At 49.6% G+C, this 17,227-nt stretch carries 15 protein-coding genes; 9 read left to right on the top strand and 6 right to left on the bottom strand.

The window, feature by feature from the left end:
• Window positions 1-26: 26 nt before the first annotated feature.
• A complete protein-coding gene (sixA, locus tag K0504_RS05190) occupies window positions 27-506 on the top strand; it encodes a phosphohistidine phosphatase SixA (RefSeq protein ID WP_220103113.1) in 480 nt (159 codons plus the stop codon).
• Between the two features lie 31 nt (window positions 507-537).
• Here the strand turns inward: sixA and smrB are convergent, their stop codons facing one another.
• Entirely contained in the window at window positions 538-1,065 is a 528-nt protein-coding gene (gene smrB / locus K0504_RS05185; RefSeq protein ID WP_220103112.1) for an endonuclease SmrB, read from the bottom strand.
• 85 nt (window positions 1,066-1,150) lie between these two features.
• Here smrB and prmB point away from each other — a divergent pair, with 85 nt between their 5' ends.
• The 3 genes from prmB (at window position 1,151) to K0504_RS05170 (ending at window position 4,416) form a co-directional block, all read left to right on the top strand.
• A complete protein-coding gene (gene prmB / locus K0504_RS05180) occupies window positions 1,151-2,071 on the top strand; it encodes a 50S ribosomal protein L3 N(5)-glutamine methyltransferase (protein ID WP_220103111.1) in 921 nt (306 codons plus the stop codon).
• 72 nt (window positions 2,072-2,143) lie between these two features.
• Window positions 2,144-3,250, top strand: a complete 1,107-nt coding sequence (gene aroC / locus K0504_RS05175) for a chorismate synthase (RefSeq protein WP_220103110.1) — start codon at window positions 2,144-2,146, stop codon at window positions 3,248-3,250.
• Window positions 3,250-4,416 (top strand): MFS transporter, encoded by a 1,167-nt coding sequence (locus K0504_RS05170; protein WP_220103109.1) that lies wholly within the window; start codon window positions 3,250-3,252, stop codon window positions 4,414-4,416. The genes aroC and K0504_RS05170 overlap by 1 nt, the downstream gene beginning before the upstream one ends.
• 131 nt (window positions 4,417-4,547) lie before the next feature.
• Here the strand turns inward: K0504_RS05170 and K0504_RS05165 are convergent, their stop codons facing one another.
• Window positions 4,548-5,309, bottom strand: a complete 762-nt coding sequence (locus tag K0504_RS05165; protein WP_220103108.1) for a CPBP family intramembrane glutamic endopeptidase — start codon at window positions 5,307-5,309, stop codon at window positions 4,548-4,550.
• Between the two features lie 286 nt (window positions 5,310-5,595).
• On the opposite strand from K0504_RS05165, the gene K0504_RS05160 reads away from it, so the two are divergent.
• Window positions 5,596-6,786, top strand: coding sequence for a potassium/proton antiporter (locus K0504_RS05160; RefSeq protein ID WP_220103107.1), 1,191 nt, complete (start codon window positions 5,596-5,598; stop codon window positions 6,784-6,786).
• Window positions 6,787-6,871: 85 nt separating this feature from the next.
• On the opposite strand, the gene K0504_RS05155 is transcribed toward K0504_RS05160, so the two are convergent.
• The 3 genes from K0504_RS05155 to K0504_RS05145 form a co-directional block, all read right to left on the bottom strand.
• Window positions 6,872-7,393 (bottom strand): thioredoxin fold domain-containing protein, encoded by a 522-nt coding sequence (locus K0504_RS05155; protein ID WP_220103106.1) that lies wholly within the window; start codon window positions 7,391-7,393, stop codon window positions 6,872-6,874.
• A complete protein-coding gene (locus K0504_RS05150; protein WP_220103105.1) occupies window positions 7,368-9,518 on the bottom strand; it encodes a TonB-dependent receptor plug domain-containing protein in 2,151 nt (716 codons plus the stop codon). The genes K0504_RS05155 and K0504_RS05150 overlap by 26 nt, the downstream gene beginning before the upstream one ends.
• 251 nt (window positions 9,519-9,769) lie before the next feature.
• Window positions 9,770-10,657 (bottom strand): NAD(P)-dependent oxidoreductase, encoded by an 888-nt coding sequence (locus tag K0504_RS05145; RefSeq protein ID WP_318837939.1) that lies wholly within the window; start codon window positions 10,655-10,657, stop codon window positions 9,770-9,772.
• 113 nt (window positions 10,658-10,770) lie between these two features.
• Between K0504_RS05145 and K0504_RS05140 the strand changes: the two genes are divergently transcribed.
• A complete protein-coding gene (locus K0504_RS05140) occupies window positions 10,771-11,319 on the top strand; it encodes an elongation factor P hydroxylase (protein ID WP_220103103.1) in 549 nt (182 codons plus the stop codon).
• Window positions 11,309-12,460 carry an ATP-NAD kinase family protein gene (locus K0504_RS05135; protein ID WP_220103102.1) on the top strand — a complete coding sequence of 384 codons (1,152 nt, stop codon included), beginning with the start codon at window positions 11,309-11,311 and terminating at the stop codon, window positions 12,458-12,460. The genes K0504_RS05140 and K0504_RS05135 overlap by 11 nt, the downstream gene beginning before the upstream one ends.
• Before the next feature lie 41 nt (window positions 12,461-12,501).
• Here K0504_RS05135 and mnmC read toward each other — a convergent pair whose 3' ends face one another.
• A complete protein-coding gene (gene mnmC / locus K0504_RS05130) occupies window positions 12,502-14,496 on the bottom strand; it encodes a bifunctional tRNA (5-methylaminomethyl-2-thiouridine)(34)-methyltransferase MnmD/FAD-dependent 5-carboxymethylaminomethyl-2-thiouridine(34) oxidoreductase MnmC (RefSeq protein ID WP_220103101.1) in 1,995 nt (664 codons plus the stop codon).
• 161 nt (window positions 14,497-14,657) lie between these two features.
• Here mnmC and fabB point away from each other — a divergent pair, with 161 nt between their 5' ends.
• Complete coding sequence (gene fabB / locus K0504_RS05125) at window positions 14,658-15,869, top strand: beta-ketoacyl-ACP synthase I (protein WP_220103100.1); 1,212 nt, start codon at window positions 14,658-14,660, stop codon at window positions 15,867-15,869.
• Between the two features lie 199 nt (window positions 15,870-16,068).
• Window positions 16,069-17,205 carry a 4-phosphoerythronate dehydrogenase gene (locus tag K0504_RS05120; protein ID WP_220103099.1) on the top strand — a complete coding sequence of 379 codons (1,137 nt, stop codon included), beginning with the start codon at window positions 16,069-16,071 and terminating at the stop codon, window positions 17,203-17,205.
• The last annotated feature ends 22 nt before the right edge of the window (window positions 17,206-17,227 follow it).

Genomic DNA, 17,227 nt, shown 5'->3' with positions numbered 1-17,227 from the left:
TCTATTACGGCAATTTAGGCGGATACATGCTGGTATACGTAATGCGTCATGGTGAGGCAGAGAGTCTTGCTGGGCGCGATCGGGAGCGTCAACTGACTCCGGTTGGGGCATCTGAGTGTGCTCAGGTGGGTCGCTGGCTGTCGTCGATTCAGCATACTGTTGAATATGCGCTGGTAAGCCCTTACGTGCGCGCAGAGCAATCGTTGGAAGCACTGAAAACCAGTTGGAAATATGGCAACGCGGTGGAAGAAACCCACGATTATTTAATTCCAAGTGCCTCGGCCGAATCGGCAGCAAGCTATTTGTGGGACTTGGCGAACGCCAAAGCGGTTAATGCGGTGTTAGTGGTTAGCCACATGCCATTGGTTTCATTTTTAGTTGAAGCCCTTGATAGTGGTCGCCATGCGCCTATTTTCTGCACATCGGGTGTTGCTTGTCTTGAGCTCGATACGGAGTCGCAGCTTGGCCATTTGAAATGGATTAAAGCACCTCACGAGTGCCGCTGAAGGCGCTAACGTTTCTTATATTCGTCTGTTCTCACATAAGTTCATCAACGTGAAGTAATACCAACAGTGCGCTACGTCCTCCCCAGTTGCGTGGCGCCTGGCAAAATGCCTGTACGTCTGGGTGTTGCACCAACCAATGGGGCAGTCGATTTTTCAAAATGCCGGTACCAAGGCCCGTCATCACACTGACACACTGAATGCGTTGACGTCTGGCCGATGCCAGCAACGCCGCCAACTCTAACTTGGCTTCGGCTTGTGTCATGCCATGAAGATCTAACATCAAATCGGGTTGCAACTGACCGCGCTTTAATTGCTTGGCGGCATCGGCTGGTGCTTGCTCACTCAACCAACTAATGCGCTCTGGTTCGGCAAAGTGCGCTTCATAGGTGTCTGAAAAGAAAAACTCAGCTTCACGCACCGCTTCTTGTTGCTGGGCAATGACTTTATCTGAGCGCTTTTTTGTGCGCTGAGGTGTGTGCGATATGGTATCCTGCCGCAATTGTTTGACGTCAGCCATCAGCTGGCGAAATTCAAGCTCATCATCGTCAGAGGGCGTCATTGAGGCGTCTCCGTAGTGGTTATGCGGTTAATCGAAATTGGCGTTATGTTACCTGTGAGCTTGGCGGACACCAAGGGATAACTAAATGGATAAAGTATTTGTCGACGAAGCAGTCAATGAACTGGTTACCATTCAGGACATGCTTCGTTGGGCTGTTAGCCGATTTAATGATGCCAATATCTTTCTCGGTCACGGCACCGATAACGCGTGGGACGAAGCGGTGGCTCTGATCACCCATTGCTTGCACTTACCCGGCGATATTGGCCAAGAAGTTTTAACGGCGCGACTGACGCGCTCAGAGCGGCAAAAAGTAGTCGACTTGATTTTAGCGCGTATTCACCAGCGTACACCGTTACCGTATTTGACCAACAAAGCATGGTTTGCCGGTTTGCCATTTTTTGTTGATGAGCGAGTGCTGATCCCTCGCTCTCCCATTGCCGAACTAATTGAACAAGAGTTTGCACCTTGGCTGTTGCATCGTCCGCAGCAAATTCTAGATCTCTGTACAGGCAGTGGCTGTATTGCAATTGCGCTTGCGTATGCTTACCCAGAAGCGCAAGTCGATGCGCTGGATATTTCGGCTGATGCGCTTGCTGTCGCAGAAATCAATATTGAAGAACATGCTCTTAATGAACGGGTATTTCCCATTCAGTCGGACTGTTTCGATGGAGTTCCCGGCGTTAAATACGATCTGATTGTTAGCAATCCACCGTATGTAGATGAAGAAGACATGGGCGATTTACCGGAAGAGTTCCAGCATGAGCCAGAGCTGGCGCTAGCTGCGGGCAATGATGGCTTAGATTTAGTCCGCCGTATGTTGCGCGAAGCACCTGATCACTTAACCGACAATGGCTTATTGATTTGTGAAGTGGGCAATTCGCAAGTACACATGGCTCATGCATTCCCTGATGTGCCATTTATTTGGCTTGAATTGCAAAATGGCGGCCATGGTATTTTTGCCATCGATCGCAATGCACTGTTGACCCACGCCTCAGTGTTTGGATAATCGCTCAACCCATGACCAATTGGCTGTGCAGCTCATTGGTCTGAATCATTAGCAAATGGACGTAATTTCACTATGTCAGGAAATACCATAGGTAAGCTTTTCACCGTTACCACCTTTGGCGAAAGTCACGGCACTGCACTTGGCTGTATTGTTGACGGTTGCCCGCCGGGCTTGGCGATCTCTGAAGCCGACTTGCAGATCGATTTAGATCGCCGCAAGCCAGGTACCTCGCGTTATACCACGCAACGCCGAGAAGATGATGAAGTGAAAATTTTATCCGGTATATTTGAAGGCCGCACCACGGGTACGTCTATTGGCATGGTGATTTACAACGGTGATCAACGCTCTAAAGATTACTCGAACATTAAAGATCTATATCGCCCGGGGCACGCGGATTACACCTACGATCAAAAATATGGATTCCGGGATTATCGCGGTGGTGGGCGCTCTTCTGCACGTGAAACGGCAATGCGGGTGGCTGCCGGCGCAGTCGCCAAGAAATACTTGAAACAAGTCCATGGTGTTGAAATTCATGGCTTCTTGTCGCAGTTGGGGCCCATTCGCGCCGAAACGGTAGACTTTGAGCAAATTCATCAAAATGCTTTCTTTTGTCCGGATGCGAGTAAACTTGAGGCGCTTGACGCCTACATGCGCGACCTGAAAAAACAAGGTGACTCGGTTGGCGCTGAAGTGACCGTGGTTGCCACGCAAGTCCCTGTTGGTTTGGGTGAGCCTGTTTTTGATCGACTCGATGCCGATTTAGCCCATTCGTTAATGAGTATTAATGCGGTCAAAGGCGTGGCATTTGGTGACGGGTTTGATGTGGTCAATCAAAAGGGCTCTGAACACCGCGACACTTTAACGCCGCAAGGTTTTACCAGTAATCATGCCGGTGGCGTTTTAGGCGGCATTTCATCAGGACAGGACATTGTTGCCCGTATCGCCCTGAAGCCAACGTCGAGCATTACAGTGCCGGGTGAAACCATCACAAATAGCGGAGAATCTGCAGAAGTGATCACCAAAGGCCGTCACGACCCATGTGTTGGTATTCGAGCCGTGCCGATTGCCGAAGCAATGATGGCTATTACCTTAATGGATCAGTTACTGCGCCACCGTGGCCAGAATGCCGGTGTAAGTGGCCCAACGCCACCGATTCCGGGACAGTCGCCAGCCGGTTAGTGCAAACGTCTAATTCACTCATACGCCGCGACATTCCTTCCCTAAGCGGCGCCTACTTCTCATTTTTTGCCATCGTTGGTTTGATGGTGCCCTATCTGAGCGTGTACCTCGACAAGCTCGGGTATGACTCTCAAGAAATTGGTCAGGTGCTGGCGCTTGTCGCCACCATGCGCATTGTCGCGCCGAGTCTTTGGTCTTATGTTGCCGATAAAACCGGTCGCCATATGCTCGTTGCGCGCGGCGGTATTTTATTAGCGCTGCTGTCACTTGCCTGCTTGTTCTGGATTGATAGTCGAGCTGGGCGGCTTGTCGCTCTCGCTGCATTTAACTTTTTCTGGACGGCGGTGTTGCCGCAAGTGGAAGTCATCACGCTGCGCAAACTTGCCGCGGTTTCGGGCATGTACAGTAAAGTTCGAAGTGCCGGTAGTGTTGGCTTTATTGTCATTTCAACATTGACTGGGGTCATCATTGCTGAATATGGCCCGCAAGCTTTTGTTGCTTTGGGTGTGTTGTTATCAGCATGTTTGTTGATGATATTGCTTCTACTGCAACAACCTGCCGAGGTTGAAGCTACAGCAGCGCCGCAAGGGGCTGACAATGTGCGTTTCTGGACGCCATTGCTGATTGGTTTAGCGGGCGGCGCTTTTTTCATTCAAACCAGTCACGGTGCGTATTACAGCTTTTTTATTCTGCACATGGTCGACTTGGGCTTTAGTGAGTTTGCCGCTGGCTGGTTGGTTGCCCTTGGCGTGATTGCCGAAATACTGCTGTTTTGGCGCATCGGCTATTTGTTTAGCAAATTCAGTTTGGCATGGCTGTACCAAATGGCTGTTGTGCTCACCGTTGCGCGATGGTTGCTCATGGCATGGTACGCCGAGGTTATCCCGTTGTTGTTGTTATCGTTAGTGCTACACGCAGCAAGCTTCGGACTTATCCATGCCTGTTCGATGCGTTGGCTTCATCATGGCGTAGCACCACAACATCAAAGTAAGGCGCAGGCGTTATATAGCGGCATGGGATTTGGTGCCGGTAGTGTGGCCGGGCCTGCTTTGGTCGCACCCATTTGGCAACAAGGACTAGGGGCTACGCAAGCCTATATACTGTGTGCGGCGGTTGCGGCCTGTGCTTTCATCTGGTTTCAGTTCACCTTGAGTAAAGTAAAGTAGCGTTAATATTTTGAGTTGTACCGTGTTCAAATGCTCATGACAAAACAAGGCCGAAAAAATAAAAAATGGGGCTACCGTTAGGGCAGCCCCATTGCTCTTATCAGCGCTATGAGCTTTATGAAGCGAAACCGTTAGCGAGTCAGCAGCATGCTGATGGTACTCATGCTGTTTAAAGCGATATGAGCAATGATTGCGTAGCTGGTGCTGTTATAACGCATTCGCAGCAAGCCGAATATCAACCCCATGATGGCAACGGCCCCATAGCCAACCCAGGTTTGATATTGAGAGTGGATCAAAATAAACACCAGGGTGCTTATGATAAGAGCACCATACTTGCCGCATTTGCGAGTAGCCTCTAAACGCCCGAATAACCAACCCCGATATATTAACTCTTCAACCACAGGTGCTATTAAGCAAACCGTTAATACCATTAATGCAATGTCACTAGCCGAAGTGATTCCTTGCTGCATTTGGAGCATAAACGGCTCTTTCGGCAGTGGTATGAGATAGTCGATAAGGTTGACCGTTGCAAAGAATACGAACGCGATAGCTAACGTGGTAATGACTTTATGACGCTCTAAAGTCGTGATGCGACAGAAAGTCAGCGCATTACGCAATCCCTTGCCCGGTGTTGCCGGTAGCAGCAAGGGTAGGCTGAAAATAGAGCCGCCGAGCATCATGGCTAAAATCACTGGAGCCTGTTCAAACCATGCCGCGACGTCAAATTCTGCTAGTTCGTTGTTGGCCGCCGCGACTAGGCTGTAGTAGATGCCCATACAAAACCCTATGATCATGCTGGGTAGCAAAATCATGACGAGTAACCAAAGGGCAATGCGGAATAGGTCGCCTTTTCCGCTCGGTAGTGGTTCTTCCTTGAATGTTAGTTCTGTCATAGCCGTTCCTTGGTATGAGTTGTGTCAGAATGTAGAAAATAGTGGATGGTCAAAAACCATCCATTTGCAATTTAGCACAGGCTAAAAATTATGCATTTTTACATCGCCAATGCTTGATGCTCATACTCGTTTGTCGAACACTGCAACGCTGTTGGTGCCATTACATCGAATGCATTCGGGAGATTTAATAGTGAACGTGGTTTGTGAAAAGCTAGAGTAAACAGCTACCTTTAATCAATCGAATACCTGAGCCTCTCAAGCAGGAAAGCTGCAATATGGACGTAGTATGAGTTTTGAAATGGCCTTAATCGGCTTTTCCGCGTTAATTGCGATCGGTATTTTACTGCATCACCCTTCGCGCACGCTGGGGTTACCGTCACTACTTATTTTTATGGCGGTAGGGCTGGCTCTTGGCAATGGCGAGTTCGGTTTCGTGTACGATAACCCTGCGTTATCGGCCATGGTTGGTGCCATCGCGCTCAATATCATCGTGTTTGTGGGCGGGTTATCTACCTCGACACAAAACATTAAAATTGCCTATCGTGAAGGTGGCGTTTTATCGTCATTCGGTGTGGTATTCACCACGATCGCATTCGCCACCATGATTCATTTGCTGTTGGGTTGGCCTGCGCTAAATTGCTTGTTGTTTGGTGCCATTGTTTCTTCCACCGATGCTGCTGCGGTTTTTTCAATTCTTGAGTCGAAAAAGCTCAAGTTAAAAGAAAAAACCGACACCATTTTAGAATTTGAATCGGCGACCAATGACCCCGTTGCATTGGTGTTGGTCGTGCTGCTAACTGAGCTAGCAGTATCACCTCAGCTCACACCATCGATGGTCGATATTGGTTTTGGCCTTGTCATTCAAATTTCAGTGGCGCTTGCGGTCGCATTTGGCGTAGCAAAGTTATGTTGCTGGCTGTTGAACCATATCAAACTGGAAGAATATGGCCTGATCCCAGTCTTTATTTTGGCATGTGCGGTACTCGCTACTTACGGTAGCGAGATGTTAGGTGGCAACATCTTGCTGGCGTCTTATGTGGCTGGCGTGGTGATTGGCAACGGTGTTACCCGTGGTTTAGAAGTGAGCCGGCATTTCTTTAATAGTTTGTCTTGGCTCGCTCAAGCGCTGCTGTTTGTGGTGTTGGGATTGCAAATATTCCCGCAAGAACTGCTGCATGTGTTTATTCAAGCGATATTGCCTGCCATTTTACTTATTCTCGTGGCTCGACCGTTGGCGGTGCAGCTGTGTTATGCGCCGTTTACCAAAGCAAGTTGGCGTAAACGGGCCTTTATTTCAGCCATTGGTTTGAAAGGCGCAACGCCCATTGTATTTGCGTTAATTCCCGTTGCTGCTGGTTTAGACGGCGCTGCGGGTATGCTGCATATGGTGTTCTTTGTGGTGTTGATCTCGGTGTTTGTGCAAGGTGGCGCCATAGAGCCATTGGCAAAGTGGCTCAAGCTTAGAAAAGAGGAATAACCAGCTCTCGGGCTTTGAAGTTCAGCTGTGCTTGGCAATTCGTTAACGGATTGCGTTTAGCCGCTCTTTTGGGCGGCTATCAACGTTAGTTGGCAGCTAGCGAGCCTACCGTTGCGCAATCGTTTTGCGCCAAGGCATCGGCTGCATCAAGTAACTGTTCAGGCTGGATATAACCGCGTTGCTTGAGCAGTAACTCACCGCTCTCATCAAAGAATAAGGTAGTTGGTGTGGCGGCAACGCCCTCAACTGACGCTAAAAAACGTCGATTTGCCTCAAGAGCAGGTAGCTGCTTATCAAAATGCTTTAACTCGCGCCGTAATTCACGGTAACTGGCTTTATAGCCAACAATGGCAATATTAAGCTGTTCTCCACAGGTATTTAAAATATCGCGCATCACTTTGCCCTGTTTCTTACACCAGCTGCAATCAGGCTGGAAAATCATGGCAATAGAGGCAACATTTGCTTTTGGCGCAATGGTGGCACTGGCAGCCTGACGCAAATCGTCAAGCTGCTCGGTGGTTGCCACTTCGGCCTGGGCGGGCGCCCAGACCAAAAGTGACAGCATGCCGACGGCAATAGCCTTACAAACTGAATTCGATGCCAGCATAGAATTCGCGTCCGTGTAATGGTCCGTAGATGTAGCCCACGTCATAGCCGCCATCAGCGTCCCAGAACAGTGGTGTCTCACCTTCTTCAATTTGGGTGTATTCGAACACATTCGAAACGCCCATGTAGAGGCTCGCCTCATTTCCTAACCAGCGGTTAAGTGGCACCTTGAAGCGCACATCACTGACCGAGTGGGCCGGCGCGTCCGTTGGTTTGAGGGAGCTTTCATCACCGAGGATGTTATAGCCTTCATAGCCATAGTCGGTCAGATCGCGGCTACCAAACCAAACGGTTGACCAAAACACATGAACGTATTCAGTCGTCCATTCAAAATCTAGTGAGGCGCGATCTTCAACCGGAGCAATGGCGTAGGACGACTGAAACTCATCGTTATGATCGAAATGCTCAAATGAAGCATTAACCAGTAAATCGTCTGTGATGTTGTAACCCACCACAAAATCGAAGGTAGTTACTGAGGCATCATCTTCCAACTGAGTCAGAATAGGCACGCCTTCATCGGTTTCTTCCAAGCTGGCGAGGTTTTCAACATTGGAGTAAGCAACAGATAAGGTTGCAGCGAGTTTTTGGTTATCGAAGCTTATCGCGTAGTTAGCTGACAACGACTCTTCTAGCTTATCAACGTCGATAAGGTAACCCAGCGCAGTGTCCAGAATGCCGTGGTCGGTTTCAAAGAACGATAGTGGCGCGCGGTAGCCTCGGCCAACGGAGAAGCGCGATGTCCACTGTTCGGAGTGGTCGTAACGCATGTCTAAGCGCGGTGCCAAAAAGGTTTCGTCAATTTCAGTGCCTGGCTTTTTAACATCAATAAAGTCGGCTTCAACTTTGTCTAAGCGAAGGGCCAAAGCAACTTCTAAGTCATCGGTTGGTGTCCAGGTATCCTGCACAAAAATGCCATAGGTATCGTAATCGAACGAATCCGACACATAGGCTTCAACGCTTTCCAACGCCTCTGTTTTGGAGCGCATTTCTTCTTGGCGAGTATCAACACCAAACGTTAGGAAGTGGTTATCGTTGTAAACCCAGTCAAATTTAGCGCGGCCATACCACATGGTGTCTTCGGCAATGTAGTCAATGCCTTCGTAGAAAGAGTCTTGGTCGTGCTTGGCATAGCTCACGGCAAATTCAGACGCCAATTCGCCGTTAATTTCCGTCAGCCATTTGACGTAAGCTTCTTCGCGAGATGTATCAATCCACTCGGCGGTTTCCCATGGTTTGGCAACCCATTCTTTGCGAACATCGTCGTCTTTAAACAACTGCTCTGATTCGACGCCATCGTAACCCGCTAGCACTTGCCCAATGGAATCAGCGATCTCACCTAAAACTGGGCCGCCAAAGATTTCGGATTCCACCTGCGATACGCGAATTTGAACGTTGTTACTGTCATTTAAGTCGTGGCTGATCAATGCGGTCAGTGACATGTTCTCGTGGAATGGTGCTTCAGACACGTAGTTATCGTCATGGTCTTCTTGATCTTGGGTATCGTATTGGGCGATTAGTGTCAGGCCAGAGGTGCCGCTATCTGAAATAGCCGTCGCATTTGCTTTATAAGCGGTGTATCCGTGCGAGCCTTTTGATACATCGAATGATGCCGTATCTTCAAAGGCTTGCTTGGTGACGATGTTGACGGTACCGCCAATGGCTTCAGGTGCAATCAGTGACGCGCCAGCGCCGCGTGCAACTTCAATGCGATCAACACCGGTTGTGGCAATGGCATCAACGGCATAGAAACCCGAGATCAGGGTATGGGTTGGCAGATCATCAACCAAAATAGTGGTGTGCTCGCCTTTCATGCCGTTGAGCATGACGCGTTTTACACCACACATGGAGCATTCGTTTGACACGTTAACGCCCGGTTCATTGTTAATGGCGTCCGACAACGACAGTGCATTTTTGTTTTCAATCATCGCTTGATCGAGCACTTCGGTTTTCTGAATGACGTCTTTGAGGCGGCCTGCTTGTTCTAGCTTGTGGCGAATTGAGCGAACCTCGATGACCTCAACGGTATCGTCTGTTTGCTCTTCTGCTTGTAACGCCAATGGGGCAAGCATCGAAAGTGAGAGTGAAGCCAAAACGGCTTTTGAAATAGGTGAACGTGTGAACGACATAAGGCAACAATCCTTGCTACAAAAAAGAGCTAACACAAATACAAATGAGAACTAGTTTCAATAAATCGTATTGTTAAATGGATTGTTAATCTAGTGTGATCTGGGTCTAACTTTTGTTTTAGATCAAGTTCAAGTCAATTGAGTTGATGCTGATGGATGAAGAAGGCCGAGACAGCCCTAAAACCTCTCATTTACGAGATGCTTTTCGGGGCTGCTTGGTTCGCGCTGTATGGGGAGGGTGAGCAAAGGCGTTACTTTGATTTTACCAACCGAGTCATTAATGATGAGGTATCCCAGCGACCGCCACCTAATGTTTGTACTTCGGCATAAAACTGATCAACCAGGGCTGTGATAGGGAGCAGGCTTTGGTTGCGCTTGGCTTCATCTAACGCGTAGCCTAAGTCTTTGCGCATCCAATCGACAGCGAAACCGAAGTCGTATTGACCGGCGAGCATGGTGTGGCCGCGGTTTTCCATTTGCCAACTTTGCGCTGCGCCTTTGCTAATCACTTCCAGCACTTTGTCGCCATCAAGTTCAGCTTGCTGAGCAAATTGCATCGCTTCCGATAATCCTTGTAGTAGACCGGCAATGCATATTTGATTGACCATCTTGGTTCGCTGGCCAGCGCCGGCTGCGCCCATGTGCTGAATTTGCTTTGAATATGTTGTCATAACAGGGACAGCAAGTTCGTAGGCTTGTTGATTACCACCGACCATAGTTGTTAAGGCGCCATTCTCCGCGCCAGCTTGGCCGCCGGACACTGGCGCATCGAGATAATGCACACCATATTGTTCGGTTAATGCTGCCATACGCTCAGCCAGTAATGCTGATGTGGTGGTGTGATCAATGATGACGGTACCGGGTTTCATATTGGCAACAATGCTTTGCGCTTCCATGATTTCAATCACGTCTTCATCGCGGCCGATACACACGCAAACAAAATTAGCATCAGCAACGGCGTCACGCGGGTTGTCGAAGGCTTGTCCCTGATACTGTTGCTGCCACTTTTCAGCTTTGCTCAACGTGCGATTAAACACGTTCACGTTAAATTGCTTGCTGAGATGGCCTGCCATGGGAAAGCCCATGACGCCGAGGCCGAGAAATGCGACGGTAGTCGTCATATAAAAGTCCTTGTTGATGCGCTTAGCTAAATGATTGCCGTTGTTGTGGTTATCAAGGTTGAGGCGAGCTGTGTGACAGGCATAGAATATGTGGCTTTATAACCGAGCAATATTTTCCAAAGGATACCTTGTTGGCCTCAACTGACACTGAACAAACAGCGCCGCTGATTGCGTTATTCAATCAGACTTTTGCTTGCTTGAATACGATTTTAGTCAAAGGCGATGGTGAACCTTTGTATTTACCGGCAGCCGGGGAAATGCCAGCCCAAGTTATTTTTGCCCATGGTTATTTCGCCAGTGCCATGCACGAGTTGGCGCATTGGTGTTTAGCGGGCGAAACGCGTCGTCAATTAGAAGACTATGGCTATTGGTATTGTCCCGATGGCCGAGATGCCGACCAACAAGCAGCCTTTGAAAACGTTGAGATCAAACCTCAGGCCATTGAATGGGCATTTATGTGCGCTGCTGGGCGACCATTTCGGGTAAGTAGTGACAACCTTAATGGTGCCCAATCTGACCGTCTTGGCTTTCAACATCGAGTCCATGCGCAAGCTCTTCGTTATTTAACCGACGGTTTTCCTCCTAGAGCGCAGCAATGGCTCGATGCGCTGCAGCAGCATTACCAAACGGCACCTTTGCAGCATGCCGACTTTGATTATCGAGGCATGTATGAGTGTTAGGTTAACCATCGGCCTTTTGTTAAATCCGTTTGCCGGTATCGGCGGTAGTGTGGCGCTTAAAGGCAGCGACGGCGCCGATACCGTGCAACAAGCCTTGGCCCGAGGCGCTAAACCGTTAGCGATTGAGCGAGCCAAAATGGCGTTGGAATTACTCCGTCCTTATCAGCAACAACTTGATTTTGTGTGCGCTGGTGCTGACATGGGCGCCAATTGCCTCGAAGCGTTAGGCTTCAATTACCAAGTCATTTTCCAGCCCAATGTGCCTAGCGAAGCGGTCGACAGTCATGGCTTCGTCAACGCGCTGAATCAATACGCGCAACAACATCACATCGATTTACTGTTGTTTGCCGGTGGCGATGGCACGGCGAGGGATGTGTGCGGCTTTATTGATGAACGCATTCCGGTGTTGGGAATTCCTGCTGGCTGCAAGATCCACAGCGGCGTGTATGCCGTTACGCCCATTGCGGCGGGGCGCATGGTTGAGCAAATGGCTCAAGGCGAGCTGCTGAGTTTGGCGGAAGCCAACGTCATGGATATTGATGAAACTGCGTTTCGGCAAGGAATTGTGCGTGCTAAACGTTATGGAGAAATGACCATTCCTGATGATTTGCGCTATGTGCAAAGCGTTAAATCCGGTGGTAAAGAATCTGATGAGCTAGTGCTGCAAGATATTGCCGCTGAAGTCATCGATTTGACCGAAGACGGGCTGGCGATTATGGGCTCTGGCTCCACGGTTGCTGCGGTCATGGCGCAAATGGATCTGACTAATTCGTTACTGGGTGTTGATGTGATAGCACAGGGCGAACTGATGGCGAGTGATCAAACCGCCAATCAATTGTTAACCCACGTGCAGTTAGCGCAAGACGAGGGCACGCCATGTAAGCTCGTGATCACTGTTATTGGTGGGCAAGGGCATGTGTTTGGCCGTGGCAACCAGCAATTATCACCGGCTTTAATTCGAACCCTTGGTGTTGAAAATATCATCGTGGTGGCCACTAAAAATAAGTTGCAGTCGTTACAGGGGCGGCCGTTGATCGCAGATACTGGCGATGCCGAACTCGATCAAATGCTTAGTGGTTATATTCGCGTGGTTACCGGCTATCGCGACTACGTCATGTACCCGCTGGCTAGTCCTAGCTAGTTAGTGCTTTAACGTGCCACTGGCGGTATTAAATACCGCATTTACTGATCGAACAGAGGTTTATTTTTCTTCAGGCGGCGCCAAACAAAACGTGCTGGATTAATTGCATCAAGGATTGGTTGGGGGAGGCATTGGGCTTCACCACAAATGTAATCGGTGACAACTGCCGCGGCTAACGGAGCCGAGCAAATGCCACGGGCGCCAAGTCCCGAGATCACAAACAAGCCTTGTTGCAGCGGCATGCTTGCTAAAACGCTGGTTTGCGCCATGCCTTCGATTTGCTGCCAAGCTGGCACTGGCCCAACAACAGGAAAGTGATCGCGCAACACCGCTCTGAACCCAACGCGCCCTTCAGTAGGCGTTGTTTGCCAGTCATTCACCAACTCTGAGTCCGGCATCGCCTGCGCCAAACGCTGTAAATTGGTTTGGTGATCATCATCGTGAAGATCTTCGCTTTTGTCTTCTCGCGAGAACGTCGCCCCTAAACAATGGCTAGCAGAATCATCGGTAGTCATTGGGGTAAGGTAACCCGTATGGCAGAGCACAGTTTTTAGTTGCTGCGATGCCTCAGTCGCAGGGACATGACTGACTTGACCTCGCACCGCACTGATAGGGAGGTGACGTGTTTGTTCAAATTGACCACTGTGTATGCCGGCGGCTACCACCACTTGCGCGGCTGATAGGGTTTCTGGGCCTGTTAGTTGCCAGTTGTCATCAGCTTGGGTGAGCGCTTTGACGGTAAAATTTAGCCGCACATCGTGGCCATGTTCGGTAAGCCACTGGCCGATAAATTGGCATATATCACCGGGACAAAACCAAGCTCCATCTGGGTAGTAAAGCGCCTCATGGGGCAGCGTTACGCCGCTTAATGCAGAGGCTTGTTGGGCCGAGACTAACTCAACTAAGGTGGTTGGATAGCCAATGCTAGCGATCTCTTGATGCTTTTTAGCAAGGGCTTCGTTACTGCTTAAATGGAGCAGGCCGCACCATTGATGGCGAATTGATGGCGCGAGTTCGCTGAGTTGGCGGTAAAAGGGCAAGGCCTGACGAAACCCTTGCCAATAGAATTGTGACAATTCACTGGGTTTAGGCGTCAACAGCGGGTAAAGCGCACCTTGGCGGTTACCACTGGCCGCAGCCGCCAACTGCTCATCTGCGCAGAGCAAGGTAATTTGCTTGCCACGTTGAGCAAGTTGCCAAGCCGTCAGGCAAGCTGCAATCCCCCCTCCAATAATGGCCACGGAGCTCGCTTCGGTTGAACTGTCAGTGCGGTATTGAGTTGATTGTGGCAAGGCTGTTTTGGTGGCAATCGTCATGTCGCGTTTATTGCCATAGCCAGCCTGCTTACTGACTTCAAATCCGGCTTCTGCTAAACCGCGGCGGACTAATCCGGCGGCGGTAAAGGTCGCCACGGTGGCATGCGGGCGTGATAAACGAAACATTTGATCAAACAGCGATTGCTGCCACATCTGGGGGTTTTTACTGGGGGCAAAGCCATCTAAGAACCAAGCATCTACATTTCCCTGATTGTGATGGCTAAGCGTTGGCATGATGTCATTCACATCACCTAACCATAAATCGAGTACTACCCGCCCGCCGGCAAAGCTCATTCGATGGCAACCAGCGCTGAGTTGCTGCGGGTAGGCATTGCGAAGTTGGCTGGCGTAATGACTTAAGTTGGCAAAACGTTGATGTGCATCTTGCAAGTCATTTGTTGTGATCGGGAACTTCTCAAAGGAAATAAAATGTAGTTGTTTACTCCCGGTTGCTAAATTTTGACTAAGGTAATCATCGAATGCTTGCCAGCATGCGAGGAAGTTCAGGCCCGTACCAAAGCCTGTTTCTGCCACCGTAAATGAGTAACAGCTGTTCGCTCGCCAGCGTTTGGTTAGTTTGTTACCCGCAATAAATACATACTGGCTCTCGGCTTGGCCATCGTCGTTAGAAAAATAGACGTCGTCAAAATCGTCCGCAATAGGCGTGCCGTGGGCGTTGAAGTGCAGGTTGGCAGAGCTGATTTGATGGCTAGAACTCATATAGGCGTGGCATGCTTTCCAATGTGACGCTACTATAACCGACAAATTAGCGTACACGTGTAACTTTATTGTAAGCAAAGCAGACCAGTATAGGGGGGCGATGCGATTACAATTCGCACGTTTCGTACCGTTTAGGTTTCATACTGCAACAGGATTTATCAATGAAAAGAGCCGTTATCACCGGTTTGGGCGTTGTTTCGAGTCTAGGCAACAATGCTGAAGAAGTATTGGCCTCATTGCGTGCTGGCAAATCTGGTATTCGCGCTTCTGAGCAATTTAAAGAAATGGGCCTGCGTAGCCAAGTTTGGGGTGATTGCCAAATCAACACCAAAGAACACGTTGACCGGCGCGCCTTGCGCTTTATGGGCGACGCGGCTGCTTATGCTTATATCGCAATGAATCAAGCCATTGAAGATGCTGGCCTAAGCGATGATCAAGTGTCTAACGATCGCACCGGTCTGGTTGCGGGTTCTGGTGGCGCAAGTTCAGAGAATCAAGTTTTAGCCGCTGATATTCTTCGCGAAAAAGGCGTTAAGCGTGTTGGACCCTACATGGTGCCACGCACCATGGGCAGCACCACTTCGGCTTGTTTAGCTACGCCATTTAAGATTAAAGGCGTGAATTACTCCATGAGTTCTGCCTGTGCGACGTCTGCACACTGTATTGGCCATGCTTGGGAGCTGATCCAGTTGGGCAAACAAGACGTGGTATTTGCTGGTGGTGGTGAAGAGTGTCATTGGTCGTTGGCTATGCAGTTTGATGCCATGGGTGCACTCTCAACTAAATATAACGATACCCCAGATAAAGCTTCTCGTACCTATGATGCCGATCGCGATGGTTTTGTGATTTCTGGCGGTGGCGGCATGGTCGTGGTTGAAGAGCTTGAGCATGCTTTGGCTCGTGGCGCTAAAATTTATGCCGAAATTGTTGGCTATGGTGCGACTTCTGATGGTTACGACATGGTCGCACCATCTGGTGAAGGCGCTATTCGTTGTATGAAGCAGGCTATGAGTACCATTGAAGGTGATGTTGATTACCTCAACACTCACGGTACTTCAACGCCAGTGGGTGACGTTAAGGAACTCGAGGCCATTCAACAAGTGTTTGGTGGTAACTCACCGATGATTAGCGCAACTAAAGCCATGTCTGGTCACGCGCTGGGTGCGGCTGGTGTGCACGAAGCTATTTATTCGTTACTGATGGTTGAACACGGCTTTGTTGCGCCATCTATTAACGTTGAAAATCTCGACGAAGCAGCCGAAGGGTTGAATATTGTTACCAAGCCAACCGATGCCGAGTTGACACAAGTGATGTCAAACAGCTTTGGTTTTGGCGGCACCAACGCTACCTTGGTTTTCAAAAAATACAGTTAGCGGCTTGCCGACGCTTGATAAAAACCGGCCGAATGGCCGGTTTTTTTTACGTTGAAAACGGCCAGGCTAGCGCATATGCCAAACGGCATTGTTACGCTAGAAAAGTAATGACGATCTGCAACATGGCACAAGTGGACAGGTAAGCTAAAAAAGCATACATTCCCGCTCTGCCCGAATTCCCGAGAATGGATGGAAAACCATGCATATCTTAGCCGATGAAAATATGCCGTATGTGGAAGCGCTTTTTGGTCCTCATGGCAAGGTAACGCGCGTTGCCGGTCGTGACATTAGTGCTGATATGTTGGTTGACGTGGATGTACTGCTTGTTCGCTCTGTGACGAAAGTTGACAGCAAGTTGCTGGCAAAAGCCAACAAGCTTCACTTTGTTGGTACTGCAACGATTGGTACCGATCATGTTGATGAGCAATTGTTGGCTGAGCGTGGCATTACCTTTACCAATGCTCCAGGCTGTAACGCTTATGCGGTTTGTGATTACGTGCTCAGCTCACTCTTGCTGGTGGCCGAGCGGCGACAATTGCGCCTCAAAGGCTTGACCATGGGCGTGATTGGAATTGGCAATATTGGCAAGCGATTACTGCCGCGGCTTGAAGCGCTTGGATTAAACGTGCTCGTTTGTGATCCGCCGCGGGCCGAGGCTGAATCGAGCTTTGAATCAACGGCTTTAGCATCGCTCATTGCGCAGTCCGATATCGTAACGTTGCATGTGCCATTGCTCATGACTGGGCGTCATAAAACCCATCACCTGATTGGCGCCGCCGAATTGGCGCAACTCAAGCCAGAAGCCATTATTATTAATGCTTGCCGTGGCGAAGTGATCGATAACCAAGCCCTGAAGCAACATTTGGCAACGCACTCTGAACATTCAGTGGTGTTGGATGTGTGGGAAAATGAACCCCAGCCAGATCCTCAGCTGATGGCATTGGTAGATATCGCCACGCCTCACATTGCTGGCTATTCTCAAGAAGGCAAAGCGTTTGGCACGAGCATTGTTTATGACCACTGGGCAGCATTGCACGGTTTTGCAAAAGCTGATGTGCAAGCGTTGCTCCCAACGCCCGAGTTAGCGGCCATGACTGTTGCAGGCAAGCCGACCCAAGGATTGTTAAAACAGTTGGTCCACGCGGTGTATGACGTGCGCAATGATGATGAACGCATGCGCGCGGTGAGTCAGCAAACGGGTTATTTTGATCGGCTGCGTAAAAGCTATCCGTTGCGCCGAGAGTTGCTGAGCACCCAAATTAATATGTCTGCTGGAATGCCCGCCGATAATGCCACTACGTTGGCTCGGTTAGGTTTTCAGTGTTCCGATTTATAGCGATAGACAGAGCGGAGAAAAC

This window comes from Neiella holothuriorum (assembly GCF_019457915.1).
Taxonomy (GTDB): Bacteria; Pseudomonadota; Gammaproteobacteria; order Enterobacterales; family Neiellaceae; genus Neiella; species Neiella holothuriorum.
The sequence above is the reverse complement of the archived record's forward strand: the minus strand, read 5'-3'. Positions and strand labels throughout refer to the sequence as shown.

Coding starts and splice junctions, on each gene's coding strand:
- sixA (WP_220103113.1), top strand. CDS start 27: ATGCTGGTATACGTAATGCGTCATGGTGAGGCAGAGAGTCTTGCTGGG.
- smrB (WP_220103112.1), bottom strand. CDS start 1,065: ATGACGCCCTCTGACGATGATGAGCTTGAATTTCGCCAGCTGATGGCT.
- prmB (WP_220103111.1), top strand. CDS start 1,151: ATGGATAAAGTATTTGTCGACGAAGCAGTCAATGAACTGGTTACCATT.
- aroC (WP_220103110.1), top strand. CDS start 2,144: ATGTCAGGAAATACCATAGGTAAGCTTTTCACCGTTACCACCTTTGGC.
- K0504_RS05165 (WP_220103108.1), bottom strand. CDS start 5,309: ATGACAGAACTAACATTCAAGGAAGAACCACTACCGAGCGGAAAAGGC.
- K0504_RS05160 (WP_220103107.1), top strand. CDS start 5,596: ATGAGTTTTGAAATGGCCTTAATCGGCTTTTCCGCGTTAATTGCGATC.
- K0504_RS05155 (WP_220103106.1), bottom strand. CDS start 7,393: ATGCTGGCATCGAATTCAGTTTGTAAGGCTATTGCCGTCGGCATGCTG.
- K0504_RS05150 (WP_220103105.1), bottom strand. CDS start 9,518: ATGTCGTTCACACGTTCACCTATTTCAAAAGCCGTTTTGGCTTCACTC.
- K0504_RS05135 (WP_220103102.1), top strand. CDS start 11,309: ATGAGTGTTAGGTTAACCATCGGCCTTTTGTTAAATCCGTTTGCCGGT.
- mnmC (WP_220103101.1), bottom strand. CDS start 14,496: ATGAGTTCTAGCCATCAAATCAGCTCTGCCAACCTGCACTTCAACGCC.
- fabB (WP_220103100.1), top strand. CDS start 14,658: ATGAAAAGAGCCGTTATCACCGGTTTGGGCGTTGTTTCGAGTCTAGGC.
- K0504_RS05120 (WP_220103099.1), top strand. CDS start 16,069: ATGCATATCTTAGCCGATGAAAATATGCCGTATGTGGAAGCGCTTTTT.